This is a genomic window from Nocardia vermiculata NBRC 100427 (assembly GCF_001613265.1).
Classification (GTDB): domain Bacteria; phylum Actinomycetota; class Actinomycetes; order Mycobacteriales; family Mycobacteriaceae; genus Nocardia; species Nocardia vermiculata.
Map to the genome: position 1 here is coordinate 224,359 of NZ_BDCA01000006.1, position 25,821 is coordinate 250,179.

Genomic DNA, 25,821 nt, shown 5'->3' on the forward strand with positions numbered 1-25,821 from the left:
ATGACGACAGCAATCCGCCCGGTCCCGTTCCCCGACGATGTGACCGAGGAATTCTGGGACAGCGTCCGCGCCCACCGGCTCAGCATTCAACGCTGTGCCGCCTGCCGGCGGTTCAACCACGCACCGAGCCTGACCTGCCCGGCGTGCGGGAGCGAGGATCTGACCTTCGAGCCGGTGTCCGGACGCGGCACCGTCTACAGCTACACGGTGCTCGAGGATCCTCCCGGCCCCGGGTTCGCCGAGCTGGTCCCGCTCGTGGTCGTGATCGTCGAACTCGTCGAGCAGCCGGGGCTGCTACTGGTGGCCGATCTGCTCGGCGCCGGGCCGGATGCGGTGCGCATCGGTGCCGCGGTGGCAGTGGACTTCGAAGAGATCTCCGAGGACTGCGTGCTCCCGCAGTTCCGGCTGACGGAAGCGTGAGAAGACAGATGTGGGAACTCCGTGACAAGGTCGCCGTCGCCGGCGTCGGATACAGCGAACTGGGCCGGCGGCTGCCACGCACGCTGGCCGCACTCACCGTCGAAGCGTGCGATCGCGCACTCGCGGATGCGGGCCTGACCCGTGCGGACGTCGACGGCATCGCCACCTCCCCCTCGATGCCTCGCTACGGCGGAACCAAGGGAACCGGCGAGGGGATCGACGTCGTCACCCCCTACTACCTGCCGCAACTGCTCGGCATCCGGCCGCAGATCACCTGGACCGGCTCCACCAACGGCATGGTGACCCAGAGTGTCATGGACGCCGCCATGGCGATCCACTCCGGAGTGTGCACGCACGCACTGGTCTACCGGTCGCTGCACGTGCCCAAGGGGCGCTACGTCAACTACGACAGCAGCATCGCCGCGGGCCCGGACCAGTTCCAGGCGCCGTTCGGTTTCAGCATGCCCCCGGCGTGGGCGGCGACGGTCCTGCGCCGATATCTCGATCTGAACGGGCTCACTCGCGCCGATCTGGCCCCGTACGCGGTCGCGAACCGGGACAACGCACAGAAGAATCCGCACGCGTACTGGCGTGGAAAGCCGCTGAGCACAGCCGATTATCTGAATGCCCGGATGATCGCCGATCCGATGTCCATCCTGGACTGCGATATCCCGGTCGACGGCTCGGTCGCGTTGCTGCTCACCTCTACCGAACGCGCACGCGATCTGCGGCAGCCGCCCGCACTGCTCACCGGCTTCGCCGCCGGCACGCACACCGCCCCGACCGGCGCGGTGATGACCCTCGAAGATCTCGTCGAGGGCTCCGAGCAGATCGCGCGCACCCTGTGGCACACCAGCGGTCTCGGCCCGTCCGATATCGACAACGCCCAGTTGTACGACGGATTCAGTGTTTTCGTGCACACCTGGCTGGAAGGTATGGGGTTCGTCGGACGCGGTGAGGCGGTGCCGTTCACTCGCGAGGGCCACACGGCACTGACCGGCAAGCTACCGGTCAACACCGGTGGCGGCGCCCTGGGTGAGGGCCGCCTGCACGGGATGACCCATCTCGCGGAGGCGGTGCTGCAGGTCACCGGCCGTGGTGGTGAGCGTCAGGTCCCCGATGCCGCGCGCGCACTGGTGACCGTCTCCAACGGCCTGGCCAAATCCACCGCATTCGTCTTCAGCCGGGATCGCTGACCCGGATCTCCGGTCGGACCACACAGAGAGCCGCCCGGTGACCGATCTTCTCGGTCACCGGGCGGCTCGTCTCCTCGACCGGTCGAGCCGGCCCGCGCGCAGCTACCTACCGGCCCGCGAATTTTCCCTTGGCGAAGCTCGCCGGACCGGGCGCATTCGTATAGCCCGCATCGGCGAACAGTTCGGTGCCGGTGACGAATGCCGAATCCGCACCGGCCAGGAACGAGACCGCTCCGGCGATATCGGACGGTTGCCCCGGGCGGCCGACCAACGGACTGGGAGCCATCGTGCGGGCCGTCGCTTCCAGATCGGCCGGGTCGTCGGCGAGCACGGCCGCCGTCATGGCCGACACGATCGCTCCCGGAACCACCGAGTTCACGCGAATGCCGTAATCACGCACCTCGGCGGCGACGGCACGCACCAGGCCCGCGACACCGGCCTTGGTCGCGCTGTACACATGCGGACCGACACCGCCGACCACCCCGCCCGGGCTGGACGTGACGATGATCGAGCCCCGGCCGCGCGGCCGCATCACCCGCACCGCATGCTTCAGGCACAGCAGGGTGCCGCGCAGATTGACCGCGATCGTCCGGTCGGCCTCGGCGGTGTCGGTCTGCTCGATCGGTCCCAGCGCACCGAAAACGCCGGCGTTGGCGAAGAACACCTCGAGTGATCCGGCGCGGTCAACCAGCGCCTGGATGTCCGCCTCGCACGTCACATCGGTGCGGACGAACTCGCCGCCGATGCGCTCGGCGAGTGCGCGCCCGGGCTCGTCGGCCACGTCCGCAACCAGGACGTGGAATCCGTCGGTGGCCAGCCGCTCGGCGCAGGCCGCGCCGATGCCGCTCGCCCCGCCGGTCACGATCGCAACCCGTTCACTCATAGACGGCCACCAGGCGTCCTTCGACCTCGCCGCGGTGCAGTCGTTCCAGTGCGTCCGGAATGTCGTCGAAGGTGATGGGCACGATCAGCGGATTCAACTCTCCCGCGGCGAACAGGTCGTAGACCGCGGCGATGTCCTCCACCGAACCGCTGCGCGACCCGATGAGGGTGACCTGTTTGAAGATCAACGAGCCGGTCGAGATCTCGGCGGCCAGCCGGCCCATCCCGACCTGCACCACGGTGCCGAATTCACGCACTGTTTCGATCGCCGCGGCCGTGGTGGTGCCGAACCCGGCGAAATCGACGATCAGATCGAGCTTCTCCGCGGTGAAATCGGTGATGTCGTCGGAGACCGCTTGTGCGCCGAGGTCTTTCGCCGCCTGCCACAGGGCCGGCTTCTTCTCCGCGACGAAGACCGTGGCCCCCAGCACGACAGCGATACGGGCCGCCATCTGCCCGAGCCCACCGAGGCCGATGATGCCGACCTTGTCGCCCCTGCGCACCCCGCCGCGGCGCACCAGTGCCCGGTACGCGGCGCGCCCCGCGTCGGTGCCGAGCGCGGCCTGCTCGAAGCCGACCCCCTCGGGCACCCGGACCAGATCCTCCGGCAGGGCGGTGCAGCGGAACGAATAGCCGCCGTCACGTCCCAGACCGGGACGGGTTCGTCCCGCCGGGAAGACACCGACCCGGTCACCGACGGCGAAATCCTCGACCGCGGGACCCACTTCGGCGATCACGCCCGCGAGTTCGTGTCCCAGGGTCAACGGGAAGGGGCCGATCCGCTCGGTCCACTGCGGATCGTGCAGGATGCCGACGTCGGTGTGGCACAACCCGGCCGCCTTGATCTCGATCAATACCTCGTCGTCGGCGGGGCGGGGTTCCGGCAGATCCCGGAGCACCAGCGGATCCCCCGCACGTTCGAACTGCCATGCCCTCATAGCCACCTCTTCTCTCAGGCCGCGGTGACCGCGGCCGCCATGCCTTGTCCGCCGCCGATACACATGGACACCAGGGCGCGATGTGCGTCACGACGCTGCAATTCGTGCAGTGCGGTGGTGAGCATGCGTACGCCCGTGGCACCGATCGGATGCCCCAGCGAGATGCCGGATCCGTTGACGTTCAAGCGGTCCCGGTCGTCCCATCCCCAGCCACGCAGTACGCCGAGGACCTGGCAGGCGAAGGCCTCGTTGAGTTCGACCAGATCGATGTCGTCGAAACCGAGTCCGGTGCGGGCGAACAGCTTCTCGACCGCCGGCACCGGGCCCAGGCCCATGAGTGCGGGATCGCAGCCGGCCGCGGTCCAGCCTTCCAGGTATCCGATCGGCTCCAGACCCAGCTCTTGCAGACGATCCTCGGCGACCACGAGTACCGCGGCGGCGGCGTCGTTCTGCTGACTGGCGTTACCCGCGGTCACCACACCACCGGGTGTGACCGTGCGCAGCTTCGCGAGGGATTCGGTGGTGCTGTCCGGCCGGATCCCCTCGTCCCGGGCGAACATCGTCACGTTGCCCTTGCGGTCGGTGAGCTCGACCGGCACCACCTCGGCGTCGAAACGGCCCGACTCCCAGGCGGCATGTGCACGGGAATGACTTTCCGCGGCAAGCTGATCGGAATCGGCACGGGTGATCCCGTACTTCTTCGCGACATTTTCCGCGGTCTCGATCATCCCGCTGATCCGGCCGAACCGCCATTCCGGCTGCGAGCGTTCCCGGCCACGATCGAGTCGATCGAACAACTGCAGACCACCGGATCGGGTGCCCCAGCGGGCACCGGTCGTGTAGTGCTCGATGGTGCTCATCGATTCGACACCGCCGGCGACGACCACATCGGCCGCACCGGTCTGCACCATCATGGCCGCCGTCACGACCGCCTGCAGCCCGGTGCCGCAGCGGCGGTCGGTCTGCAGTCCGGCCACCGAGATCGGCAGGCCGGCGTCGAGGGCGGCCCAGCGGCCGATACACGGCGCCTCCGAATTGGCGTAGGACTGCCCCATCGCCACGTCGTCGATCCGATCGGGGTCGATACCGGAGCGTTCGACGACCGCACGCAGGACGGTGGTCGCCAGGGTCACCGCCGGCACTTCCTTCAGCGCACCCCCGAACCGGCCGACCGCGGTGCGGACCGGGGCCACCAATGCTGCACGTTTCATCACACTTCGCTCCTCAGCCGACCAGTACGCGGATGGTCTCGGCGACGAGCGCCGGACGTTCACCGCCCTCGATCTCGATGACATAGGCGGTGACCAGATTCGCGCCCTTCGGGGTGCGTTCCAGCGCTTGGATCCGGGCACCGCACCGGATCCTGGACCCCACCGGGACCGGCGCCAGAAAGCGAATCTTGTTGGTGCCGTAGTTGATTTTCATGCGTACGCCGTCGATGTCGAAGATTTCGGCGCCGAGTGCGGGCAGCAGCGACAACGTCAGATATCCGTGCGCGATGGTACCCCCGAAATCGGTCGCGGCCGCACGCTCGGGATCGACATGGATCCACTGCCGGTCATCGGTCGCGTCGGCGAAGGCGTCGACGCGCTCCTGAGTCACCTCGAGCCAGCCGCTGTAGCCCAGATGCTCGCCGACGGCGGCGGCGACCTCGTCGATGCCGTGAAAGATCTGTGCCCCCATCACAGTCCCCCACGTGCCACGAGTTGCGCGGCGATCACATTGCGCTGGATCTCGTTGGTCCCCTCACCGACGATCATCAGCGGGGCGTCGCGGAAATAGCGCTCCACGTCGTATTCGGTGGAGTAGCCGTACCCGCCGTGGATACGTACCGCGTTGAGCGCCACCTCCATCGCGATCTCCGAGGCGTACAGCTTGGCCATCCCGGCCTCCATATCGCAGCGCTCACCCCGGTCGTACATTTCGGCGGCGTGCCGGGTGAGCTGACGCGCGGCGGTCAGCTTGGTCGCCATATCGGCGAGATAGTTCCCGACCGACTGATGCTTCCAGATCGGCTGTCCGAAGCTCTCCCGCTGCTGGGCGTAGGCCAGCGAATCCTCGAGGGCCGCGGTGGCCACGCCCAGCGCCCGCGAGGCGACCTGGATGCGGCCGGTTTCGAGCCCCTTCATCATCTGCCCGAAACCCTTGCCGGGTGTGGTGCCGAGGACGGCGTCGGCGGAGATCCGGTAGTTGTCGAACGACAGCTCACAGCTCTCGACGCCCTTGTATCCGAGCTTGGGCAGATCCCGCGACACGGTCAGTCCCGGACCGTGTTCGACCAGCACGATGGAGATGCCGCGATGCCGCGGTGTCGCCGCCGGATCGGTCTTGCACAGCAGGGCGATGACGCCCGAACGCCGCGCGTTGGTGATCCACGTCTTGGCACCGTTGATCACCAGATCGTCGCCGTCGCGCTTGGCGGTGGTGGTCATGGCCTGGAGGTCGGAGCCTCCCCCGGGCTCGGTCAGTGCCATGGTCGCGCGGATCTCGCCGGTCGCCATCCGGGGCAGGTAGCGCCGCTTCTGTTCCTCGGTGCCGAACAGGCCGACGAGTTTGGCGACCACCGTGTGCCCGCCCATGGCGCCCGACAGCGACATCCAGCCGCGCGCCAGTTCCTCGGTCACCTTCACATAGCAGGGCATCGACACCGGCGCCCCGCCGTACTCCTCCGAGATCGCCAGGCCGTAGATGCCGATGCGTTTCATCTGCTCGATCCACTGCTCCGGGTACTCGTTCGCGTGCTCCACCTCCTGGACGGCCGGTTTCACCTCGCGATCGATGAACTCACGCACCGTCTCCACCAGGAAGGTCTCTTCGTCGTTCAGGTAGTAGCTCACGCCCCACGCCTCATCGTGTCGCGGGCTCTCCCGAGCCCGAAAACGGATCTGTACGGCCATCGTCGAACAGCCGGAAGAAAATGTCAATCATGATAAACATTTACAGAGACTAATCTCTCTGGGAGACTCCCGAAATCCGCACCGACGATCGAGAAGGAACGAGAATTCGTGGCAGATGTACGCCGACGCGCGGCACTGGTCGCCCCCGGCTCCGATGACCGCAAGGCATGCAAGGCGCTGGCGAGCACGGCCGACGAAGTGGTCCTCGACCTCGAGGATGCGGTCGCGACGGGATCGAAGGTCACCGCACGAACGCTCGTCTCGGACCTGATCCGCGAGCACGGTACCGCCCGGACGGTATCGGTCCGGATCAACGGACCGACCACCCCGTGGTTCACCGAGGATCTGCGCGCCTGCGCGGCCCTGGCCGGGACCCTCACCTCGATCGTCGTCCCGAAGGTCGAGAGCCGGGCGGAGCTGGCCGAGGCCGATGCGGTGCTCACCGCAGCCGGGGCCGCCGAACTGCCGGTACAGGCCCTGATCGAGACCCCGGCCGGAATCGGCGCGGTCGACGATATCGCCACCGGCCCCCGGGTGAGCGCGCTGATCATCGGCTACGCCGATCTCGGTGCCGCCCTGGGGCGCGCCGCGACCGCCGGCCCGCAGCAGTGGTTGTTCGTCCAGGACCGGGTCCTGCACGCCGCACGGGCCGCTGGCATCCAGGCCGTCGACGGTCCCTACCTGCGTATCGCCGACGATGCGGACTTCCGCGCCGCCACTGGGTGGACCGCCGATCTGGGATTCGACGGAAAATGGGTGATCCATCCCGCCCAGATCGCCACGGTCCAGGAGGTTTTCACCCCCACCGAGCAGCAAGCCGAATACGCTCGCCGCGTGCTGGCGGCACTCGAGCAGGCGGAGTCCCACGGCGCGGGCGCGGCCCAGCTCGACGGGCAGATGCTGGACGAAGCCGTCGCGGTGGCGGCGCGGCGCACCTTGTCGAAGATCGGAGCATGAGATGAGCAGCGATTCCGTCCGCGCGGTCGGCGGACCGTATTTCGACGAGCTGTCGGTGGGACAGATCTTCGACACCGCACCCGCGATCACCCTTACCGAAGGGCTCGCGGCAGCGCATCAGAGCATCCTCGGTGACCGGTTGCGCTTGCCGCTGGACACCCACCTGGCGACCGCGGTCGCCGGCGGGCCCGTCGCCCACGCGGGCCTGGTGGCGGACCTGTCGATCGGACAGTCCACCCTGGCGACCCATCACGTCAAGGCCAATCTGTTCTACCGGGGGCTTCGTTTCCACCGCCTCTCGCGGATCGGCGACACCCTGTACACGACGACCGAAGTTGCCGGGCTGAAACAGAATTCGGCGAAACCGGGGCGACGCCCCACCGGACTGGCAGCCCTGCGGATCACCACCGTCGACCAGAACGGTGCCACCGTCCTCGACTTCTACCGGTGCGCGATGTTGCCGCTGAGCGAGAACCCGGATCCCGCGCGGCCGGTGCCCGCCGACGATCTGTCCGCGATCGAACCGCGCGACCTGCCGCCACTGACCGTGCCCGACGGGCTGGATCCGGCGGCGTACCGGCGGCGGGTCCCGGGCAGGCATTTCGATCCGGCACTCGTGGGCACCACCTTCGAATCCAGTGGTGACGTGGTGTCGGGCGCACCCGAACTGGCCCGGCTGACGCTCAACATCGCCGCCACCCACCACGACGCCCGGGTCGGCGCCGCCGGACGCCTGGTCTACGGCGGGCACACCATCGGGCTCGCGCTGGCGCAGGCCACGCGCGCACTGCCGAACCTGGTGACCGTGCTGGGCTGGCAATCCTGCGACCACACCGGCCCGGTGCACGAGGGCGACACCCTCACCAGCCGGCTGCTCGTCGAATCCGCGGAACCGCTACCGGCGGGCGGCGGAGTTCTGCACCTGCGGTCGCAGGTCTACGCGCACCGCGGCGACGCGGCCCCCGCCCCCGTGCTGGACTGGCGATTCAGCGCGCTGTTCGCCTGATGCCACCACACCGACTCCACCATTCACGAGAGGTAACAGCATGAGCACCACAGGACGCCTGGCCGGTAAGGTCGCGCTGATCACCGGCGCGGCTTCCGGTCTGGGCCTGGCTTCGGCGCACCGTTTCGCGGCCGAGGGCGCGGCCGTCGCACTCGCCGATCTCGATCCGGCCGCGGCCGCGGCTGCCACCGAGCAGATCACCGCGGCGGGCGGGCGCGCGCTTCCGGTCACCGCGAACGTCACCTCCGATGCCGACGCACAGCGGATGATCGCCGAAACCCTCACCGAATTCGGGCAACTCGACGTGGTCTTCGCCAATGCGGGGATCAACGGCACCGGAAATGCGGCCGATACCACCGAGGACGACTGGGACCGGGTGATCGCGATCAACCTCAAGGGGGTCTGGCTCACCTCGAAGTACGCACTGCCGCATATGATCGAGCGCCGCACCGGCTCGATCATCAACCAGGCCAGTATGGGTGGGCTGATCGGGCTGCCCGGCATCTTCCCGTACACCGCGGCCAAGGGCGGGGTCATCGCGATGACCAAACAGATGGCGGTCACCTACGGTCCGGACAATGTGCGGGTGAACGCCATCTGCCCCGGCACCATCCCGACGCCCCTGGTGTACCAGGACCGCATCGATCGCGGCGATGTCGCGCCCGATGCCGACCAGACCGCGCTCGATGCGGCTACCGCAGCACGCTTTCCGCTGCGCCGGCTGGGTACCCCGGCCGATCTGGCCTCGCTCGCGCTGTTCCTGGCCAGTGACGAGGCCGACTGGATCACCGGTGGGATCTACACCGTCGACGGTGGCCGCAGCGCCTTCTGACACCACAGCGCTCACCCCGGAACACGAAACCGCCGGGTGGGAAACGTATCTCGTTTCCCACCCGGCGGTTCACTGCTCGGCTCAGGCCGGGCGATGCGGCAGGTAGACATCCTCGTAGACGCGGCGGACGTACGGTTCGATATCGATCTTGTCCGGCGTGTACCACTCGGCGAAGCCGTTGTAGTCGGTGGTGTTGCGGTAGCCGAGTTCGGCCACGATACGGCTCCATTTTTCGGCCGCGGTCCGCACCGAGTCCACGAACGCCGCACCGTCGGAGAGCGAACGCTCGTGCGCTGCCCCGTCGATGATCGCCTCGTTGCTGCGCTGCAGCGCCGTCCGCGCATCGGCCGACAGCGGGCTCACCTCCCCGCCGTACTTCTTGATCTGCTCGACCGAATCGACCGTGATAGGCCAGATCTTGTCCTCGACGACGGCGCCGAGGAAGACGTCGAGGCGATCCCACAGCAACTGCTGTGCCGCCAGCGGCAGTTTGTTCCACATGTCGTCGTTGAACACCATGTTCGCGGTCGGGACGACCAACCCGGCATCCGGATCGATGATCGTGTGGGGCGCGACCTCGACCAGACCACCGATCGTCGCTGCCGACGGGCTGACCATCGAGCAATCGATGACACCGCGCTGCAGTGCCTCGTAGGCCTCGGTATAGGCCACCGAGGTCGAGGTGCCGTGCAGGGCGGCGACCTGCTTACCGGCCGCGGTACTACCGATGGAGATGCTCTTACCGGCGAAATCGGCCAGACTGGAGCGGGGGTCGGCACAGAACATCGCGTTGGTTCCGGCGTTGTAACCGGGCATCACCAGCTTCATCCCCTTCTCCTCGAACTCCGACACGATCTCCGGAGTGGCGAAGGCGACCTCGGCGGGCCAGGCGTTGGACTGCAACGCACCGGTGACCACACTCTGGTCGGAGAGCACCCCGGCATTGCCGAGGGCCGAGGTGGCCGGGAACTCCTTGGGCTCGTACACGGTGAGCACCTGCGCCATATCGAGGCGGCCGTCGCTGACGGCATCGTCGATCTCGGTGGACTTCGCGATCGCATCCGAGTACGCGACATCGAAGGTGATCTTCCCGCCGGACCAGTCCTCGACCGCGGCCACGTACTCCTCGACGAACGCCCCCGCGACCGACCCCTTGGCGCCGGGCGACTGCGTGTGCAGCACGATGGTCCCGGCGTCGGCCAAGGCGGCCCGATACTCGTCCTTGGTAGCACCGTAGGAGACACTCGGTCCCCCACCGCGCATGCCGTTGATGCCGGATTCGGCGCATCCGGCCAGCACGAGGGCCCCGGCCGCCAGGTACGCACCGGCACGGACGGCGGCACCCGTGCGCGTGAAGAACTTGACCACTGCTGATCTCCTTGAATGGGCCTCGAAGGCCGAAACGCGATGTGAGAGAAGTTGATCGACACCGCAATCGCATACGAGCAGAGTGACGTCCCCCACTCGATGATGCTAATCATGCGTCTGAATTGATGGAATTGTCAAGATCTATGCGCCTGAATTACGGCTACCGCGGGAGCAATTCCTGCCTATGATTATTAGCACCCTGTAGGATCGGTGCCGTGCCAGGCCCCACCCCAGCTCTGTCGCCTCGTGTCCGCGACTGGGCAGGCAGCGGAATCGCGAACCTCACCGGACGCCCCGACGGCCCACCGCTGATCCCACCCGGCCACGCCGCGACCATCGCCCGCCAGGACACCGACCGCATAGCCGCCGCGACCGCGGGACGGGTACGACTGGACGGCGCCCGGCTGCTGTCCGAGCGGGCCGCGTTCACCGGATTCACCCGGGGCGGCCGCCGCTCGGTGGGCAGCCACTGCCGGCTCCTGCCGACCAGGGACGGCTGGGCCGCGGTGAGTTGTGCCCGGCCCGACGATCCGGCACTGTTCGGGGCCCTCGTCTGCGGTGAGGTCGGCGACGATCCGTGGCCACAGCTCACCGACTGGCTGCGCACCCATTCCGGCGCCGAACTGGCCGAACGCGCCGGGTTGCTGGGACTGGCAGCGACACCCGTCACGCCGGTGGCCGCCGCGAGCGCGCCCGTCCTCCCGTTGCGCTCGGTGGCCGGGCTGCGGGTGGTCGATTTCAGCGCGCTGTGGGCGGGCCCGCTGTGCGCACACCTGCTGGGACTGGCCGGGGCGCGGGTCATCAAGGTCGAAACCCCGACCCGCCCCGACGGCGCCCGGCGTGGAAATCCCGAGTTCTACCGACTGCTGCATGCCGGGCACGAATCGGTCGTCCTGGACCCGGACGATGCGCGCCAACGCCGCGTACTCGCCGAACTGGTCGCCTCCGCCGATATCGTCATCGAGGCTTCCCGCCCCCGCGCGCTGGCCGGATTCGGGCTCGACGCCCGGGGGTTCGCCGACGCGGGCGGCACCTGGATCTCGATCACCGCGCACGGCCGGGCCTCGAACCGGATCGGATTCGGCGACGATATCGCCGCCGGTGCGGGCCTGGTGGCGCGGGACGCGGACGGGACGCCGCTGTTCGTCGGAGATGCGATCGCCGACCCACTGACCGGGCTGCGGGCTGCGGTGCTGGCGATGTCGGTCCCGTCCGACGGCTCCGGTCGGCTGTGGGACGTCTCGATGTCCTCGATCGTGGCAGCGACACTCGATCCCGCCACCCGCACCGAGCCGATCGCGGACTCGCTACTGCATGCACCGACCCGCCGCGCGCCCGGCGGTGTGGCGCCCGCCGGCGGCAGCGACACCGCCGCGGTCCTCGCCGAACTGGGTGTGCGGCCGTGACCGGCCTCGTCGCTCGCGACGCCGGACTCGTTATTCGCGACGCGGAGGTCTGCGGTACCCGCGCCGACGTCGTCGTCCGCGACGGTATCGTCGCCGCGATCGGCACACCGCCGACCGCGCCCGGGGTCCCGGTACTCGACGCCGCGGGTGGTGCGCTGCTGCCCGGACTGCACGATCACCATCTGCACCTGCATGCGCTCGCCGCCGATACGAACTCGGTGCGCTGCGGGCCGCCCCGGGTGCACACGGCCGGTGAGCTGGCCGCCGCACTGGCCGCCGCGCCGGGCGACGGGTGGATTCGCGGGGTCGGCTATGTCGAAACCGTTGCCGGACTGCTCGACGCGACAGCGCTCGACGCACTGTGCCGGGAGCGCCCGGTGCGCCTGCAGCACCGCAGTGGTGCGATGTGGATTCTCAATTCCGCCGCAGCACGACTGACCGGCCTGCACACCACCACCGAACCGGGCGTGGAACGGGACGACCGCGGGCGCGCCACCGGACGGGTCTGGCGCGCCGACAGCTGGTTGCGCTCGCGGCTGCCCGACGCCTGGCCGCCCGGGCTCACCGAGGTGGGTGCACGGCTGGCCGGCTACGGAATCACCGGAATTACCGATGCCACACCCGATCTGAGTGCGCGATCACTCGCAAGCCTGACCTCCGCCGCGGTCACGGGTGAGATTCCACAACGACTGAACCTGCTCGGCGTTCCCCTCGGCGGCGTGTGCGACCCGGTCGTCGGCACCGGCCCGTACAAGATCGTGATCGCCGATTCGGAGCTGCCCGATATCGTCGCACTCGAGGACACCGTCCGGCGGGCCCACGACCTCGGCCGGCCGGTCGCGGTGCACTGTGTCAGCCGCGAGGCACTGCTGATCCTGCTGGCGGTCTTCGATGCCACCGGAACCCTCGAGGGCGACCGGATCGAACACGGTGCACTGGTACCGGCGGAAACCCTCGCGGTGTTGCGACGCCTGGGTGTCACCGTGGTGACACAGCCCGGTTTCCTCGCCGACCGTGGCGACGACTATCTGCGCCGGGTCGAGCGCCGCGACCTCGTCGATCTCTACCGGTGCCGAAGCCTGCGGGACGCGGGTGTGGGGCTGGCGCTGTCGAGTGACGCGCCCTACGGACCCGCGGACCCCTGGCAGGTGATCATGGCCGCCACCGAGCGCCGCGCACCCGACGGCAGCATTGTCGGCGACGACGAAACAGTGCCGACCGCAACAGCTCTCGACCGATACCTGGCCCCGCTGACGGATCCCGGCGGTCCGGCCCGCGCGATCGTCACCGGCGCCGCAGCCGATCTGGTCCTGCTGGACCGGCCGCTCGCGCGGATGCTCGCCGCACCGGACAGTGCGGCGGTGCGATGCACACTCGTCGGCGGCCGCATGGTGTACGAGCGGTAAGTGGCCCGGGATCGCCGGACCACCCACCGCTCAGATTCCGACCAGGTCGGCCAGAAGTTCGGTGTGATGGGTGTTGTTGCCGAAGAGCGGTTCGGTGGCCTTGGCCCGGCGGAAGTACAGATGCGGATCGGCCTCCCAGGTGAATCCGATACCGCCGTGCACCTGAATGTTCTGCGCCGCACACAAAGTCAGGCATTCCGAGGCCTGCGCCTTGGCCATCACCGCAACCCGGCCGAACTCGTCGTTGCCCTGGTCCGCGCACATGGAGGCGTACATGACCGTTGCCTGCACGGCGTCGATCGCGATCGCCATATCCGCGCATTTGTGCTTGATGGCCTGGAAGGACCCGATCGGGCGGTTGAACTGCACCCGCTGCTTGGCATAGCTCACCGCCATGTCCAGCGCGGCCTCGGCGGCGCCGAGCGCCTCGTTCGCGAGCAGGATGCGCACCAGGTCGACCACGCGGCCGATCGCCGCCGGATCCGAACCCAGCAGGTGGGCGTTCGCGTCCGTCAGCTCGATCGTCGCGACCGGCCGGGTCGGATCCAAAGAGGATTGTGCGGTTACCGCGACACCGCCGGCCTGTGCGTCCACGACGTACAGCCCGACCGTGTCCCCCGCCGGTACCAGCGCCGCAATCACCAGCAGGTCGGCCACATGCCCGAAAGCGACGTAGTCGACACGTCCGGTCAATGCGGGTGCCGACGGTTCACCCGCCGCACGTACCCGGGCGCCGGCGACCGTGGTGTCATCAGCTCCGCTGAGCGCGAGAGTGCCGATCACACTGCCGTCGACCAGGCCGGGCAACAGTGCGCGGTGCTGTTCCTCGGTGCCCAGCGCCAGCACCGCTTCGATGGCGCCGGTGGTGGTCACCATCGGAACCGGTGTCAGGGCGCGACCCAATTCCTGTGCCACGAGCGAGGTCTCGAGAAAGCTGAACCCTCCGCCGCCGAATTTCTCTGCGACATGCAAGCCGGGCACCCCCATATTCGAGGTGAGCAGCTGCCAGGTGTCGGCATCGTGACCGCCGGCCGCGGCGATGTCGCGGACCCGGGTCATCGGGGCACGTTCGGACAGGAGGCGGCGAAGTGAACTCCGAAACTCCTCCTGATCTTCGTCGAATGCGAAGTACACGGTGGTCTTTTCCGTTCTTCCGGATCGCCGGCACGGCGGCGACGATGTCGAATCAAGCGCTGCGACGGCGTCCGATGTCCTGGAAGGGGCCGTCGTCGAGGCGCGGTTCCTTCGGCAGTCCCAGCAGTTGCTCGCCGATGATGTTGCGCTGAATCTGGGAGCTGCCGCCGTAGATGGTGGCGGCACGCGCGTAGAGCGCGATGTCGGTCCAGCAGCGCGACGAATTGTCCGAGCCGGGGTTGGGTGTCACCAGGATCCCGTCGTTGCCGCCACCACTGGGGGTGAGGACCTCGAGGCCGAGTATTTCCATCCCGATCTCGGTGAGACGCTGGAAGAATTCGCTCCAGATCACCTTCGAGAACGAACCGTCCACCCCGTAGGAGCCGCCGTTGAGCAGTTTCGTCAGCGCGCGGTAGCCACGGAAACGCATGGTCTGCACCCGTGACCAGCACCAGGCCAGCTCCGCCCGGATCCGCGGATCGGCGGTCAGGCCGCGTTCGCGGGCCAGTTCGATCAGCCGCTCGACCTCGCGGCCGAAGCGGACGGCATCCGTGGTGGCCCGCACGCCACGCTCGAATCCGAGCAGCGTGTTGGCCGTTTTCCAGCCCCCGCCGACACCGCCGACGACATGCGAGGCGGGCGTGCGCGCGTCGGTGAAGAACACCTCACTGAAGGCGACGTAGCCGGCCGCATTGAGGATCGGGCGCACCTCGACCCCGGGCTGATCCATCGGTACCAGCAGGAACGACAGGCCCTTGTGCTTGGTCACCGTCGGGTCGGTGCGCGCGATGACGAAGATCCAGTTGGCGTTGTGCCCCTGCGATGTCCAGGTCTTCTGGCCGTTGATCACCCATTCGTCGCCGTCGAGCACGGCTCGGGTGCGCGTACCGGCCAGATCGGAGCCGGCTTCGGGTTCCGAATAGCCTTGGCACCACACATGTTCGCCCGACAGCACCCGCGGCAGGAAGTACTCCTTCTGCTCGTCGGTGCCCAGCACGGTGAGGGTGTTGCCGAGCAGTTTGATGCCGAGAGCGTCGTTCTCGGTGCCGTCGGGCACACCGAGACGCATGAGTTCTTCGTTCAGCACGACCTGTTCGATACTCGACAGGCCGGCGCCACCGAACTCCTCGGGCCACGACACCGCGAGTAGACCGTTGTCGGAGAGCACTTTCCGCCAGCTCGACAGAAACTCTTCCTGTTCGGCGGCGGGCAGCGCGCCGATACCCTGCCAGTCCTCGGGCAGTTCGGCCTCCAGCAGCGCGCGGATCTCGCCGCGGTAGGCCTCCGCCGCCTCGGGATAGGTGATGTCCATGGTTCAGGCTTCCTTCTGCGCCACCGCGGCCTGCGTGCACACGGTCGCCGTCAAGTGGGCGATCTGCTCGGCGGAATAGCCGAGTTCGCCGAGAATTTCGGCCGAGTCCCGGCCGAGCCGCGGGCTGCCGCCCTTGAAACGGCCCGGGGTATCGGACAGGTGGATCACCATGCCGACCTCGCGGGACCAGCCGTATTCGGGATGATGATGCTCGACCACCCGTCCGGATTCGGTCGCCCACTCCTCCCAGAGCAGCTCCGGCATCGCCGGGTAGTCGAGCGGTATCTCGGCGGGGACATTGTTGTCATCCAGTAGTGAAAATGCTTGCGCGCTGGTCAGTTCCGCAAATCGAGTGCCGAGTGTCCGCGCCAGTGCCTCGACGTTGGCGGAGCGTGCCGCCGTGGTCGCGAACCGCTCGTCGCCGACCAGGCCGGACAGCTCCAGCGCCGCGGCGAGGCGGCCGAAGGCCGCATCACCGAACGCCGCGATCGCGATCCAGCCGTCGGCGGTGCGGTACAGGCGGTACAGAGGCGACAGCCCCGTCTGCTCGGAGTCGAGCCGATGCGCCGGGACCGCTTCCCCGTCGAGGGTCGCGGAATGCTCGCTGATCACGAACAGGCTCGAATGCAGTTGCGGGCTCTCGACGTACTGGCCGGCACCGGTGTTGGCCCGGTGGTGCAGGGCGAGCAGCACAGTAACCGCACCGAGGAATCCGTTGTAGAGATCCTCGTTGCCGATCACCCGGCGGATCGGCGGGTTCCCCGCACCGGAGCCCTCGAAGTTCAGCCCGACCAATCCGGATACCAACGGGGCGAACGACTTCAAGGTCGACTTGGGCCCGCTGGAGCCGAATCCGGGCAGGTAGGCGTAGATCAGATCCGGATTGATCGCACGCAGCTGCTCGTAGCCCAGGCCGATCTTCTCGGCCTTGCCGGGGCGGTAGTTCTGCATCACCACATCGGCCTCGGCGACCAGGCGGTGCGCGATCTCCTGCCCCTCGGGGCTGCGCAGATCCAGCGCGATCGTGCGCTTACCGCGATTGGCGCCCTCGAACAGGTCGCCCAGCGGACGCATCTGGTCACCGATCAACGGCTCGATCTTGATCACATCGGCACCGAGATCCGACAGCAGCCGGGCACCGAAGCCGGTGGCGAAGTACGAGCTGAAGTCGAGGATCTTGACGCCGTGCAGCGGGGAGGTCACGGCCTCGCCGGCCGGAGCGGGCGCCCACAGCGGTGAACGGGCGATCTCTGCCACCCGATCGTTGTGCGCACCGACCGCGGGCGCGGGTTCGGGAGTCGCAGGGGTGGACTTCTCGAAGCGGATCACCGGGCCGATCTGGCGCAGCGTGCCGTGGTCGGCATCGGGCAGTTCGATCGCGACCCCGGCGTGCACGACCTGATCGTCGTCGAAGGTCTCTTCCGGATGCAGCACCGGCAGCGCGGCGATATCGGCGGCGTGGAACAGCTCGAGCCATTCGTCACGGGGGCGCGACCGGAATGCCTCGGGCACCTTGTTGCGGGCGATGTCGAGTTCCACGTCGTCGAGCGGAACCGCCATCTCCGGGCCCTCGATGGCCCGGGTCTGCTCGCCGAAACCCAGCAGATCCATCATGCGCTTGTAGGAGCCGGGACCGCCGGTGTGCGGAATCAGCCACTGCCCGTCGGCGCACTGGAAGGGATCGGTGATCAGTCGCTTGTTCCCGAATCCCTTCTGGTTACCGCTGCGGGCGAGATAGGAGATGTCCTTCTCGTTCCACCACCAGTTCATCGACGAGATCGCGAGCATTCCGTCCAGCAGCGAGGTGTCGACCTTCTGGCCGGTGCCGTTGAGTTTGCGGGCCCGCAGCGCGGCGAGGATGCCGATGGTGGTGATGAACGCCGTACCGTAGGACACCGTCGGATGTCCCAGGAAGATCGGCCCGTCGCGGTGGCCGACCTGTTCGGCCATCTGCCCGAGACGGGCGTTGAGCAGCGCCTCGTAACCGGGACGGCCCGCCAGCGGGCCGTCGTTGCCGTACCCGGTGACCGAGCAGTAGACCAGCTCGGGAAACAGCTCGTGCACGCGGTCGTAGTCCAGGCCGCCTGGCGCCCGTCCGGCGCCGAAGGATTCCACGAAGACATCGGCACCCGACAGCAGTTGCTCGGCGATCGCGCGCCCCTCGGGCGTGTTCAGGTCCGCCTCGACGCTCCACTTACCGCGGTCGGTCGATTTACGCAGCGCCGAGTTCGCCTCGTGCGGACCGCCCGGGCGCTCGAGTTTGACGACGCGGGCGCCGTAGTCGGCGAGCATCATCGTCGAGATGGCCGCCGGCATGCCCCAGCTCGCATCGATCACGACGAGTCCGTCGAGTGGACCAGCCATCTGAACACTCCTTCTGTTCCGAACGCACCGCACCGGTCGCGGCGCGCAAGCGCGGACGGGGGTTGCGGTACAAGTAGATTCGGCAACGCGCTGGCCGGGGGCGGTTCGCCGCCCGGTCGCCGGTACGCGCCGAGGGCCCTAGTCCGAGGAGGGCAGGGGCTTGGCGGTGAGCAGTTCCATGGGCGCGCCGTGGCAGGTGAAGCTGCCCTCGCCCTTCTTGACGCAGATGATCTGGGTCTGGCAGGTGGCGCAGGTGTAGCGCTTACCGATCTGGTTCATTGTGATGTGCTCTCTCTGCTCAGCTACCGGCGAAGGTGATCTCGAGCGCGACGCCGCAGCAGGTCAGCGCGGACCCGCCTGCGGTCGTGACGATCGCCTCGGAACCACATTCGTTGCAGCGCAGGCGACTGCCGTTGGACGCCTGCGTACCGGGGGTGCTGTCGGACATCTTCTGCTCCTTCGCAGTGGATGCTGCGGGCCGATGCGGAGGATGTCCGCCCCGCCCGATGCGAAACCTTCTTAGATCACCATAATCATAGTCATGAATTAAGGCAAGAGTGCCGGGACTTCACATCTGCCGACCGCCGGTGACCTCGAGAACAGCACCGGTCATATAGCTCGACATGTCGCAGGCCAGGAACAACACCACCGAGGCGACCTCACTCGGCTCCCCCGCGCGGCCCATCGGAATATCGGCCATCTTCTGTTCCCAGATGCGCTCCGGCATCGCCTCGGTCATCGGGGTGCGGACCAGGCCCGGCTGCACCGCGTTCACCCGAACGTTCTTGAAGGCGACCTCCTTGGCGGCCGCCTTGGTCAGGCCCACGATGCCGGCCTTGGCCGCGGAGTAGTTGGTCTGCCCCAGCAGTCCGACCTTGCCCGAGATCGACGAGATGTTGACGATCGAGCCCGCTCCGTAGTCACGCATGCGCCCCGCGGCCGCCCGGGTGCCGTTCCATGCGCCTTTGAGATGTACGGCGATGACGTCGTCGAAGTCCTGCTCACTCATCTTGCGCATGGTCGCGTCCCGGGTCATGCCCGCATTGTTGACGAAGATGGCGAGCCGTCCGAACGCCTGCTCGGCAGTGTCGACAGCGGCCTCGACCGCGGCGCTGTCGCGCACATCGCACCGGACGTAGCGGGCGAGGCCCGGGCCACCGAGCTCGGCTTCGGCCTGCGCGCCGGCGATATCGTTGACATCAGCGATCACGACCCTGGCGCCTTCGCGGACGAAGGTGCGCGCGATGTCGAGGCCGATCCCCTGCACTGCCCCCGTCACGACGGCGACGCGATCATTCAGTAGTCCCACTGTCACTCCTGTTCGTCGGGAAATCGGCGCAGCGCGTCAGCGTGCGCCACCCGATGCTGCTTTCTTGGCGGCATTCACCAGACCGCCGCCGATGATCAGACGCTGGATCTCGCTGGTGCCCTCGTAGAGCCGCAGCAGGCGCACGTCGCGGTAGATCCGCTCGACCGCCACCTCACGCAGATAGCCCGACCCGCCGTGGATCTGCACCGCGAGATCGGCTGCGCGGCCGACCATCTCGGTGCAGTAGAGCTTGGCCGCCGACGGACCGACCCGCCGATCCTCGCCGGAGACGTAGCGGGCGGCGACCTCGCGAACCATGGCGCGCCCGGCCATCACACCGGTCGCGATATCGGCGATCATCGCCTGCACGAGCTGGAAATCCCCGATGGGCGTGCCCCCCTGGGTTGCGGTCGCGGCGTAAGCGGTGGCCTCGTCGAGCGCGCGCTGCGCGGTGCCAACCGCCAGGGCCGCGATATGCACGCGACCGCGGGCCAGCGAGGTCATCGCGGCGCGGTAGCCGACATCCTCACTGCCACCCACGAGCGCGGAGTTCGGCACCCGCACCTCGGTGAAGTGCACGTCGGCGGTCCAGGCGCCCTCCTGCCCCATCTTGCGATCCTTGGGCCCGACTTCCAGCCCGGGCGTATCGGCGGGCACCAGGAACACCGCGATCCCGGTGCCGTTCTCGTCGGCGGGACGGGTCCGGGCGAAGACGATGAACAGATCCGCCAGCGGGGCATTGGTGATGAAACGTTTCTCCCCGGTGATCACCCAGTCGTCGCCGTCGCGTTTCGCCTTGGTCCGCAATCCGGCCGGATTCGACCCCGCGCCGGGTTCGGTGAGCGCGAAGGAGGCGACGACGGCGCCGGAGGCGATGCCCTCGAGCCACTGCGCCTTCTGCTCATCGGTACCGAAGTTCACCAGCACCTGTCCGGCGATACCGTTGTTGGTGCCGAACATCGATCGCAGCGACAGCGCCGTGTAGCCGAATTCCATTGCGAGTTCGACATCCTGGGTCAGGTCGAGCCCGAGCCCGCCCCACTCCTGGGGTATCGCGTAACCGAACAGACCCATCGCCGCGGCGTTCGCGCGAATATCGGAGGGGATGCTGTCGGTATCCGCGATCTCCTGCTCGCGCGGGACCACCTGTTTACGGATGAACTCACGAGTCTGCGCCAGGATGTCAGCGAAATCTTCCGGACCGACCGCCGAAATGCTTGCCATAGTGGAAGTATCATGCCCAGCAACCATGGTGTCAAATGTTATGGTTCGAATTATTATCATTAATTGTTCGTCCTGCTCAGCAGCCTGTCCGACAGCCTGCTCCGGACGAATCGACCGGAGGACTCCTGGATGACCACCAGCAACCACACCGCTGATCGCCCCCTCGCGGGCCTGCGCATCGTCGAGATCTCGAGCTTCGTCGCCTCTCCCCTGTGCGGTCTCACCCTCAGCCAGCTGGGTGCCGAGGTCATCCGTATCGACCCGATCGGTGGTGCCGCGGATATCGACCGGTGGCCGTTGACCGCCGCGGGCGAATCCATCTACTGGACCGGGCTCAATCGGGGCAAACGCTCGCTGGCGCTGGACCTGCGCTCGGAGTCCGGCCGCGATATCGTGCAGCGCCTGGTGAGCGCGCCCGGCGACGGCGGCGGCATCCTGGTGACCAATGCCGGTGGGCGGGACTGGACCAGTTACGAAACCCTGTCCGCGCTGCGCCCGGATGTGATCACCCTGGAGCTGCTCGGTCGCCACGACGGTCGTCCGGCGGTCGATTACACCGTCAACGCCGCCCTCGGATTTCCACAGATCACCGGGCCACTGGACCACGCGGGCGTGGTGAACCACGTACTACCGGCCTGGGATGTGGCCGCAGGACTCCATGCCGCGCTCGCGGTCACCGCCGCGGTGCGCCGCCGCGAGCACACCGGGGCGGGGGCACGGATCGTGCTTCCGCTCGAGGATGTCGCACTGGCCACCGCGGGCGCCCTGGGCTATCTGACCGAACCACAGGTCAACGGCAGTGGCCGCCCGGCCACCGGAAACGCCGTGTACGGGACGTATGGCAGCGATTTCGTCACCGCGGACAACGAGCGGTTCATGGTCGTCGCGCTCACCTCACGCCACTTCCGGGATCTGCTGACACTGACCGGGACCGGGCCGGCCGTCGCTGCCCTGGAGGCGGCACTGGAGGCCGATTTCGGGCGCGAGAGCGACCGCTTCGACCATCGCGAGGTACTCACCGCACTGTTCGCCCGCTGGTTCCGGACCCACAGTGCCGCGGAGGTCGCCGCGGCACTGGACGCGTCCTCGGTGCTGCACGAGCGGTATCGCAGCTTCGAGCAGGTCGTGGAGTCCGGTGAGCTCGCTGCCAATCCGCTGTTCGCCGAGCTCGCCCAGCCGCGGATCGGCACCTATCTGGCCGCGGCGATGCCGGCCTCCTACGATGGCGCCCACCTGCACACGGGCGCGGCCGCCGCACTGGGCGCCGACGGGCACGAGGTGCTGCGCAGGCTGCTCGAGCTCGACGATGCACAGCTCGCCGACCTCGAACAGGCGGGCGTGCTCGCCCGCTGAGCACACCCGCCGCCGACGGACGGGACGACAGCAGAGCAGCGAGGCAAAACAGTTCGGCCGCAGCGTGTGTACGCTGCGGCCGAACTGTTCGTTCCGGCCCGCGCATCCGTGCATCGGCCGGGTAGTGCTGCGATCAGCCGCCGCCGGCGTGATCGGGCAGGAATGTCGCGATCTCCGGGAACATGATCAGGATCAGCACCACGACGACCGCCATCGGCAGGAACCACAGCGCTGCCATGAACACGTCCTTGAGCGGAATGTTCTTGCCGAGATTGACCTCTCGATCCTTGGTTATCGAGTGGATGACCATCGCCAGCACACCCACCGGCGGCGCCACGATGGCCAGCTCCCCCATGAACACGGTGAACGCGCCGAACCACAGCAACGAGATGTCGAGGCTCGCCAGCGTGGGGATCAGGATCGGGATCGTCAGCACCATCATCGGAAGCGGTTCCATGAAGGCACCGAGGATGATGTCGACCACCATCATCAGCAGGATGAACTCGACCCGGCCCAGATCCATCCGCGTGATGAGATCGGCGAAGCCGTTGCTGATCCCGCTCAGGATCATCATCCGGGACAGGGCCTCGACGCCGATCAGGAGCAGGAAGATCGCCCCGACCGTCGAGACGGTGCCGATGGCGCCGTCGGCGAGCGCCCGGAAGGCACCACCGGTCCGGCCCTTGAGCGCGAACACCACACCGACCGAGCACAGGGCCGCCACGGCGCCGGCCTCGGTGGCGGTGAAGATGCCCGAGAGCATGCCGCCCACGATGACGACCATCAGCACCGGGATCGGCCACGCCTTCGCCAGGCTGTCGAATTTGTCCTTCCAGGACACCTTTTCGGTGCTGCGACCACGGTTCGGGCCGGCCAGATCCTTACCGAACACCGCATAGAGCACGATCGCGATGCTGAACAGGATCGCCACCAGAATGCCCGGGCCGATACCCGCCAGCAGCTGTTTGCCGACCGGAACCTCGGCGATACCCGCGTACAGCACCAGCAGAATACTCGGCGGAATCAGCTGACCGGGGAGCCCGGCGACGATCACCGCACCGACCGCGAGCCGGCGGTCGTAGCCGGCCTTCAACATCTCGGGAATACCGATCCGGCCCAGCGCATACGCCGTTCCGGTGGTCGAGCCGCTCACCGCGGCCAATCCCGCGCCCGCCACATTCGTGCCGACCGCGAGACCGCCCGGCAGCCAGCCCAGCCAGTGCCTGGCCACGGTGTACAGATTGGCGGTCAGCCCGGACCGCCACATCAGCAGGCCCATCAGCACGAACATCGGCACCACACTGAGGGTCCAGTTGGCGACCTGATGGTAGGGCAGCGACGACAGGGCGCTGAACACCGTCTTCTCGCCACGCAGCGCGTACAGCCCGGCGAACGACGGGATCATCATCGTCAGGGCCACGGGCAGGCGCAGCAGTAGCAGCGTCATCATCAACACGAGCGCCGCGCAGCCGATCGCCTGGGGCTTCAGCGGCATGAAGATGGCGGCGGTCGATCCGAAGAGGACGACGACGAGGATGCCGAATACGGTCCAGGACCGGATCGTGTGTTTCCGGCTCAGCCCGACCGGAGGCGGAGCGATCGGCCGCTCGTCGGGGGCGGCAACGGTGGTCATTTCTTCTCCGAATGCGATGGGTGGGAAGTCGGGTCCGCAGCTACGGCGGGGACGAGGTCCTCGTCCGGGGTGGCGGTGGCACTCTCGTCCGCGCCGTCCGGGGTCGGCGCGCGCTCGACGTCCTCGTCCTCACCCCCGCGCAGGGCACGCACCGCAGCGAACGCGAGCTGCAGGGTCAGCACGGTGAACGCCAGCGGCACCAGGTACAGCACGGGCCAGGACACCACCGTCGACACGCCTGCGGTCTTGCCGATCTCCTGAGCGTGGATCGCAGCTTTCGCGCCGAACCACGCGAAGCCGCCCATCACGATGAGCGCCAGCAGATATCCGCAGGCCAGGACCGCCCGCCGGACGCGCCGCGGGAAGTAGTGGGTGACGAGGTCAGCAACGATGTGTTCACCGCGGGCCTGCGCCGCCATGAAACCCAGCAACGCGATGATCGGCAGATAGATGTACTGCGTGATCTCGAGGGTGTTCTGAATGGGATGTGAAGCGAACGCCCGCAGCAACGCGTTGGCGGTCACGTGAATCATCATGACGAAGAGCACGACGACCGCCGGCACTTCGATCAGGAGCCGCAGCCGGTCCGGCCGTGCGCTCGAAGCGCTCGATGATGCGCTCATGGAAACTCCGAGGGGGATCGAGGGGAATGAGAGGGGCGCTACCCGGCGCGGAGTCCACGCGGTTCGTTCGCCGATGCCGAGCCGGTGACACACGTCACCGGCGGCACACCCATCATTCGCCCGAATTGGGTCGAATGTCAATATTTCATGCGAATCATTTTCATGGAAATCCGACCCCGGACAGCAGGAAACCGCAGACTGTTTCGTGGACTGAAACACCCTGCGGCCCAGCTGTTTACCCACCTACTCCGACACGGCACGCAATTCGTCGGCGAACTTCTCACGCGCCAGCTCCTCGAGCGCGGGCACGTGATAACTCGGGAACACACCGTCGTGCGGTATCGCGTCACGCAGCAACTGCCGCGCCAGACTGATCTTGTGGATCTCGGTGGCGCCGTCGGCGAGGCCCATATGGTAGGACTCCAGCAACCATTTCCCCAGCGGGAGCTCCTTGGATACGCCGAGCGACCCGTGCAGCTGCACCGCGCGCGAGGTCACATCGAGCAGCACCTTCGGCATCGCCGCCTTGACCGCGGCGATGTCCTTGATGACCTTGCGGTAGTCGTTCTCCTTGTCGATGCGCCACGCGGTGCGCAGCACCAGCAGCCGGAACTGCTCGAGCTGCAACCACGAGTCGGCGATCATCTCCTGCACGAGCTGTTTGTCACCCAGCCGGCCACCGCGCGTGGTGCGCGAGACCGCACGCTCGAGCATCATGTCCAGGGAACGCTTGACCAGGCCGACCGTGCGCATGGCGTGATGGATACGCCCCCCGCCCAGCCGGGTCTGGGCCACCTCGAACCCCTGCCCCACGCCGCCGAGAATATGGTCGGCCGGGATGCGCACATCGGTCCAGCGGGTGTAGGCGTGCGTGCCGACCTCGTAGTCGTGGCCCCACACGCCGGTGTTGCGGACGATCTCGACACCGGGAGTCTCGGCCGGGACGATGAACTGCGACAACCGCCGATGCGGCTCGGCGTCGGGATCGGTGACCGCCATGATGATGTAGAACGAGGCGAAGCGCGCATTCGACCCGAACCACTTCTCGCCGTTGATCACCCATTCGTCACCGTGGCGTACTGCGCGGGTCTCGAACTCGACCGGATTGGACCCGCCCTGCGGTTCGGTCATCGCATAGCAGGAAACGATCTTGTTCTCGATGAGCGGTTCCAGATATCGCTGCTTGAGTTCGGGAGTGCCGTAGTGCGCGAGAATCTCGGCGTTACCGGAATCGGGCGCCTGGGCGCCGAAGACGATCGGCCCGGAGTGGGTGCGTCCGACGATCTCGTTGAGCAGGGCCAGTTTCAACTGCCCGTATCCCTGTCCACCCAGCTCGGGACCGAGGTGAGTGGCCCACAGGCCCTTCTCCCGGACCTTGTCCTGCAGTGGTGGAATCAGCTTCTGCCGCAACGGATCCTGCAGGTCCCACGCATGGGTGATGACCTGGTCGATCGGCTCGACCTCGGTGGTGACGAACTCGTCGGCCCAGTCGAGTACCTTCTGATACTCGGGGTCGGTCTCGAATCCCCAGCTCATATCGTGGTTCCTCATCGGTTGGTAG

Annotated in this window: 24 protein-coding genes; 8 read left to right on the top strand and 16 right to left on the bottom strand. The window is 67.6% G+C overall.

The features are described 5' to 3' along the window. Complete coding sequence (locus tag NV2_RS10520) at nt 1–420, top strand: Zn-ribbon domain-containing OB-fold protein (RefSeq protein ID WP_067871374.1); 420 nt, start codon at nt 1–3, stop codon at nt 418–420. After that, nucleotides 417–1,616 carry a thiolase C-terminal domain-containing protein gene (locus NV2_RS10525; RefSeq protein ID WP_245662537.1) on the top strand — a complete coding sequence of 400 codons (1,200 nt, stop codon included), beginning with the start codon at nt 417–419 and terminating at the stop codon, nt 1,614–1,616. The genes NV2_RS10520 and NV2_RS10525 overlap by 4 nt, the downstream gene beginning before the upstream one ends. A gap of 106 nt (nt 1,617–1,722) precedes the next feature. On the opposite strand, the gene NV2_RS10530 is transcribed toward NV2_RS10525, so the two are convergent. From NV2_RS10530 to NV2_RS10550, 5 genes are read right to left on the bottom strand one after another with little or no spacing between them, the layout of a single operon-like run. Further along, a complete protein-coding gene (locus NV2_RS10530) occupies nt 1,723–2,499 on the bottom strand; it encodes an SDR family NAD(P)-dependent oxidoreductase (protein WP_067871376.1) in 777 nt (258 codons plus the stop codon). Next, entirely contained in the window at nt 2,492–3,436 is a 945-nt protein-coding gene (locus NV2_RS10535) for a zinc-binding dehydrogenase (protein WP_067871377.1), read from the bottom strand. The genes NV2_RS10530 and NV2_RS10535 overlap by 8 nt, the downstream gene beginning before the upstream one ends. A gap of 14 nt (nt 3,437–3,450) precedes the next feature. Further along, nucleotides 3,451–4,647 (bottom strand): acetyl-CoA C-acetyltransferase, encoded by a 1,197-nt coding sequence (locus NV2_RS10540; protein ID WP_067871378.1) that lies wholly within the window; start codon nt 4,645–4,647, stop codon nt 3,451–3,453. Between the two features lie 13 nt (nt 4,648–4,660). Then, nucleotides 4,661–5,119: a MaoC family dehydratase gene (locus tag NV2_RS10545; RefSeq protein WP_067871379.1), complete on the bottom strand. Its 459-nt coding sequence runs from the start codon at nt 5,117–5,119 to the stop codon at nt 4,661–4,663. Continuing rightward, nucleotides 5,119–6,273, bottom strand: a complete 1,155-nt coding sequence (locus NV2_RS10550; protein ID WP_067871435.1) for an acyl-CoA dehydrogenase family protein — start codon at nt 6,271–6,273, stop codon at nt 5,119–5,121. Before NV2_RS10550 ends, NV2_RS10545 begins: the two co-directional genes overlap by 1 nt. A gap of 168 nt (nt 6,274–6,441) precedes the next feature. On the opposite strand from NV2_RS10550, the gene NV2_RS10555 reads away from it, so the two are divergent. The 3 genes from NV2_RS10555 to NV2_RS10565 are packed head-to-tail and all read left to right on the top strand — an operon-like array spanning nt 6,442 to nt 9,128. Continuing rightward, nucleotides 6,442–7,290, top strand: coding sequence for an HpcH/HpaI aldolase/citrate lyase family protein (locus NV2_RS10555; RefSeq protein ID WP_067871380.1), 849 nt, complete (start codon nt 6,442–6,444; stop codon nt 7,288–7,290). 1 nt (nt 7,291) lies between these two features. Beyond that, nucleotides 7,292–8,296, top strand: coding sequence for a MaoC family dehydratase (locus NV2_RS10560; protein ID WP_067871381.1), 1,005 nt, complete (start codon nt 7,292–7,294; stop codon nt 8,294–8,296). Nucleotides 8,297–8,336: 40 nt separating this feature from the next. Next, complete coding sequence (locus NV2_RS10565; protein WP_067871382.1) at nt 8,337–9,128, top strand: SDR family NAD(P)-dependent oxidoreductase; 792 nt, start codon at nt 8,337–8,339, stop codon at nt 9,126–9,128. An 81-nt stretch (nt 9,129–9,209) separates the two neighbouring features. Here the strand turns inward: NV2_RS10565 and dctP are convergent, their stop codons facing one another. Beyond that, on the bottom strand, nt 9,210–10,496 hold the full coding sequence (gene dctP / locus NV2_RS10570; RefSeq protein ID WP_067871383.1) for a TRAP transporter substrate-binding protein DctP: 1,287 nt from the start codon (nt 10,494–10,496) through the stop codon (nt 9,210–9,212). A 215-nt stretch (nt 10,497–10,711) separates the two neighbouring features. Between dctP and NV2_RS10575 the strand changes: the two genes are divergently transcribed. Both NV2_RS10575 and NV2_RS10580 read left to right on the top strand, forming a co-directional pair. Then, nucleotides 10,712–11,902, top strand: coding sequence for a CoA transferase (locus NV2_RS10575; RefSeq protein ID WP_084474288.1), 1,191 nt, complete (start codon nt 10,712–10,714; stop codon nt 11,900–11,902). After that, complete coding sequence (locus NV2_RS10580; RefSeq protein WP_067871384.1) at nt 11,899–13,308, top strand: amidohydrolase family protein; 1,410 nt, start codon at nt 11,899–11,901, stop codon at nt 13,306–13,308. The genes NV2_RS10575 and NV2_RS10580 overlap by 4 nt, the downstream gene beginning before the upstream one ends. 30 nt (nt 13,309–13,338) lie before the next feature. Here NV2_RS10580 and NV2_RS10585 read toward each other — a convergent pair whose 3' ends face one another. The 7 genes from NV2_RS10585 to NV2_RS10605 all read right to left on the bottom strand — a co-directional run bounded on the left by NV2_RS10585 (nt 13,339) and on the right by NV2_RS10605 (nt 20,651). After that, nucleotides 13,339–14,442, bottom strand: coding sequence for an acyl-CoA dehydrogenase family protein (locus NV2_RS10585; protein WP_067871385.1), 1,104 nt, complete (start codon nt 14,440–14,442; stop codon nt 13,339–13,341). A gap of 52 nt (nt 14,443–14,494) precedes the next feature. Then, complete coding sequence (locus tag NV2_RS10590; RefSeq protein ID WP_067871386.1) at nt 14,495–15,754, bottom strand: acyl-CoA dehydrogenase family protein; 1,260 nt, start codon at nt 15,752–15,754, stop codon at nt 14,495–14,497. A 3-nt stretch (nt 15,755–15,757) separates the two neighbouring features. After that, nucleotides 15,758–18,118: a CaiB/BaiF CoA transferase family protein gene (locus NV2_RS10595; protein WP_067871387.1), complete on the bottom strand. Its 2,361-nt coding sequence runs from the start codon at nt 18,116–18,118 to the stop codon at nt 15,758–15,760. A 138-nt stretch (nt 18,119–18,256) separates the two neighbouring features. Then, nucleotides 18,257–18,397 carry a hypothetical protein gene (locus NV2_RS31385; RefSeq protein WP_157102843.1) on the bottom strand — a complete coding sequence of 47 codons (141 nt, stop codon included), beginning with the start codon at nt 18,395–18,397 and terminating at the stop codon, nt 18,257–18,259. Between the two features lie 19 nt (nt 18,398–18,416). Continuing rightward, nucleotides 18,417–18,566, bottom strand: a complete 150-nt coding sequence (locus NV2_RS31390) for a desulfoferrodoxin (RefSeq protein ID WP_157102844.1) — start codon at nt 18,564–18,566, stop codon at nt 18,417–18,419. 120 nt (nt 18,567–18,686) lie between these two features. Next, complete coding sequence (fabG, locus tag NV2_RS10600; RefSeq protein WP_373863546.1) at nt 18,687–19,433, bottom strand: 3-oxoacyl-ACP reductase FabG; 747 nt, start codon at nt 19,431–19,433, stop codon at nt 18,687–18,689. Between the two features lie 30 nt (nt 19,434–19,463). Then, a complete protein-coding gene (locus tag NV2_RS10605; protein ID WP_067871389.1) occupies nt 19,464–20,651 on the bottom strand; it encodes an acyl-CoA dehydrogenase family protein in 1,188 nt (395 codons plus the stop codon). Between the two features lie 129 nt (nt 20,652–20,780). Between NV2_RS10605 and NV2_RS10610 the strand changes: the two genes are divergently transcribed. Further along, entirely contained in the window at nt 20,781–22,004 is a 1,224-nt protein-coding gene (locus NV2_RS10610) for a CoA transferase (protein WP_067871437.1), read from the top strand. Nucleotides 22,005–22,137: 133 nt separating this feature from the next. On the opposite strand, the gene NV2_RS10615 is transcribed toward NV2_RS10610, so the two are convergent. The 3 genes from NV2_RS10615 to NV2_RS10625 form a co-directional block, all read right to left on the bottom strand. Next, nucleotides 22,138–23,637, bottom strand: a complete 1,500-nt coding sequence (locus tag NV2_RS10615) for a TRAP transporter large permease (protein WP_067871390.1) — start codon at nt 23,635–23,637, stop codon at nt 22,138–22,140. Next, entirely contained in the window at nt 23,634–24,260 is a 627-nt protein-coding gene (locus NV2_RS10620; protein WP_067871391.1) for a TRAP transporter small permease, read from the bottom strand. The genes NV2_RS10615 and NV2_RS10620 overlap by 4 nt, the downstream gene beginning before the upstream one ends. Nucleotides 24,261–24,503: 243 nt before the next feature. Next, nucleotides 24,504–25,796: an acyl-CoA dehydrogenase family protein gene (locus NV2_RS10625; protein ID WP_067871392.1), complete on the bottom strand. Its 1,293-nt coding sequence runs from the start codon at nt 25,794–25,796 to the stop codon at nt 24,504–24,506. Nucleotides 25,797–25,821 lie beyond the last annotated feature (25 nt).

Coding starts and splice junctions, on each gene's coding strand:
- NV2_RS10520 (WP_067871374.1), top strand. CDS start 1: ATGACGACAGCAATCCGCCCGGTCCCGTTCCCCGACGATGTGACCGAG.
- NV2_RS10595 (WP_067871387.1), bottom strand. CDS start 18,118: ATGGCTGGTCCACTCGACGGACTCGTCGTGATCGATGCGAGCTGGGGC.
- NV2_RS10560 (WP_067871381.1), top strand. CDS start 7,292: ATGAGCAGCGATTCCGTCCGCGCGGTCGGCGGACCGTATTTCGACGAG.
- NV2_RS31385 (WP_157102843.1), bottom strand. CDS start 18,397: ATGAACCAGATCGGTAAGCGCTACACCTGCGCCACCTGCCAGACCCAG.
- NV2_RS31390 (WP_157102844.1), bottom strand. CDS start 18,566: ATGTCCGACAGCACCCCCGGTACGCAGGCGTCCAACGGCAGTCGCCTG.
- NV2_RS10540 (WP_067871378.1), bottom strand. CDS start 4,647: ATGAAACGTGCAGCATTGGTGGCCCCGGTCCGCACCGCGGTCGGCCGG.
- NV2_RS10535 (WP_067871377.1), bottom strand. CDS start 3,436: ATGAGGGCATGGCAGTTCGAACGTGCGGGGGATCCGCTGGTGCTCCGG.
- NV2_RS10530 (WP_067871376.1), bottom strand. CDS start 2,499: ATGAGTGAACGGGTTGCGATCGTGACCGGCGGGGCGAGCGGCATCGGC.
- NV2_RS10605 (WP_067871389.1), bottom strand. CDS start 20,651: ATGGCAAGCATTTCGGCGGTCGGTCCGGAAGATTTCGCTGACATCCTG.
- NV2_RS10590 (WP_067871386.1), bottom strand. CDS start 15,754: ATGGACATCACCTATCCCGAGGCGGCGGAGGCCTACCGCGGCGAGATC.
- NV2_RS10615 (WP_067871390.1), bottom strand. CDS start 23,637: ATGACCACCGTTGCCGCCCCCGACGAGCGGCCGATCGCTCCGCCTCCG.
- NV2_RS10620 (WP_067871391.1), bottom strand. CDS start 24,260: ATGAGCGCATCATCGAGCGCTTCGAGCGCACGGCCGGACCGGCTGCGG.
- NV2_RS10625 (WP_067871392.1), bottom strand. CDS start 25,796: ATGAGCTGGGGATTCGAGACCGACCCCGAGTATCAGAAGGTACTCGAC.
- NV2_RS10545 (WP_067871379.1), bottom strand. CDS start 5,119: ATGGGGGCACAGATCTTTCACGGCATCGACGAGGTCGCCGCCGCCGTC.
- NV2_RS10610 (WP_067871437.1), top strand. CDS start 20,781: ATGACCACCAGCAACCACACCGCTGATCGCCCCCTCGCGGGCCTGCGC.
- NV2_RS10565 (WP_067871382.1), top strand. CDS start 8,337: ATGAGCACCACAGGACGCCTGGCCGGTAAGGTCGCGCTGATCACCGGC.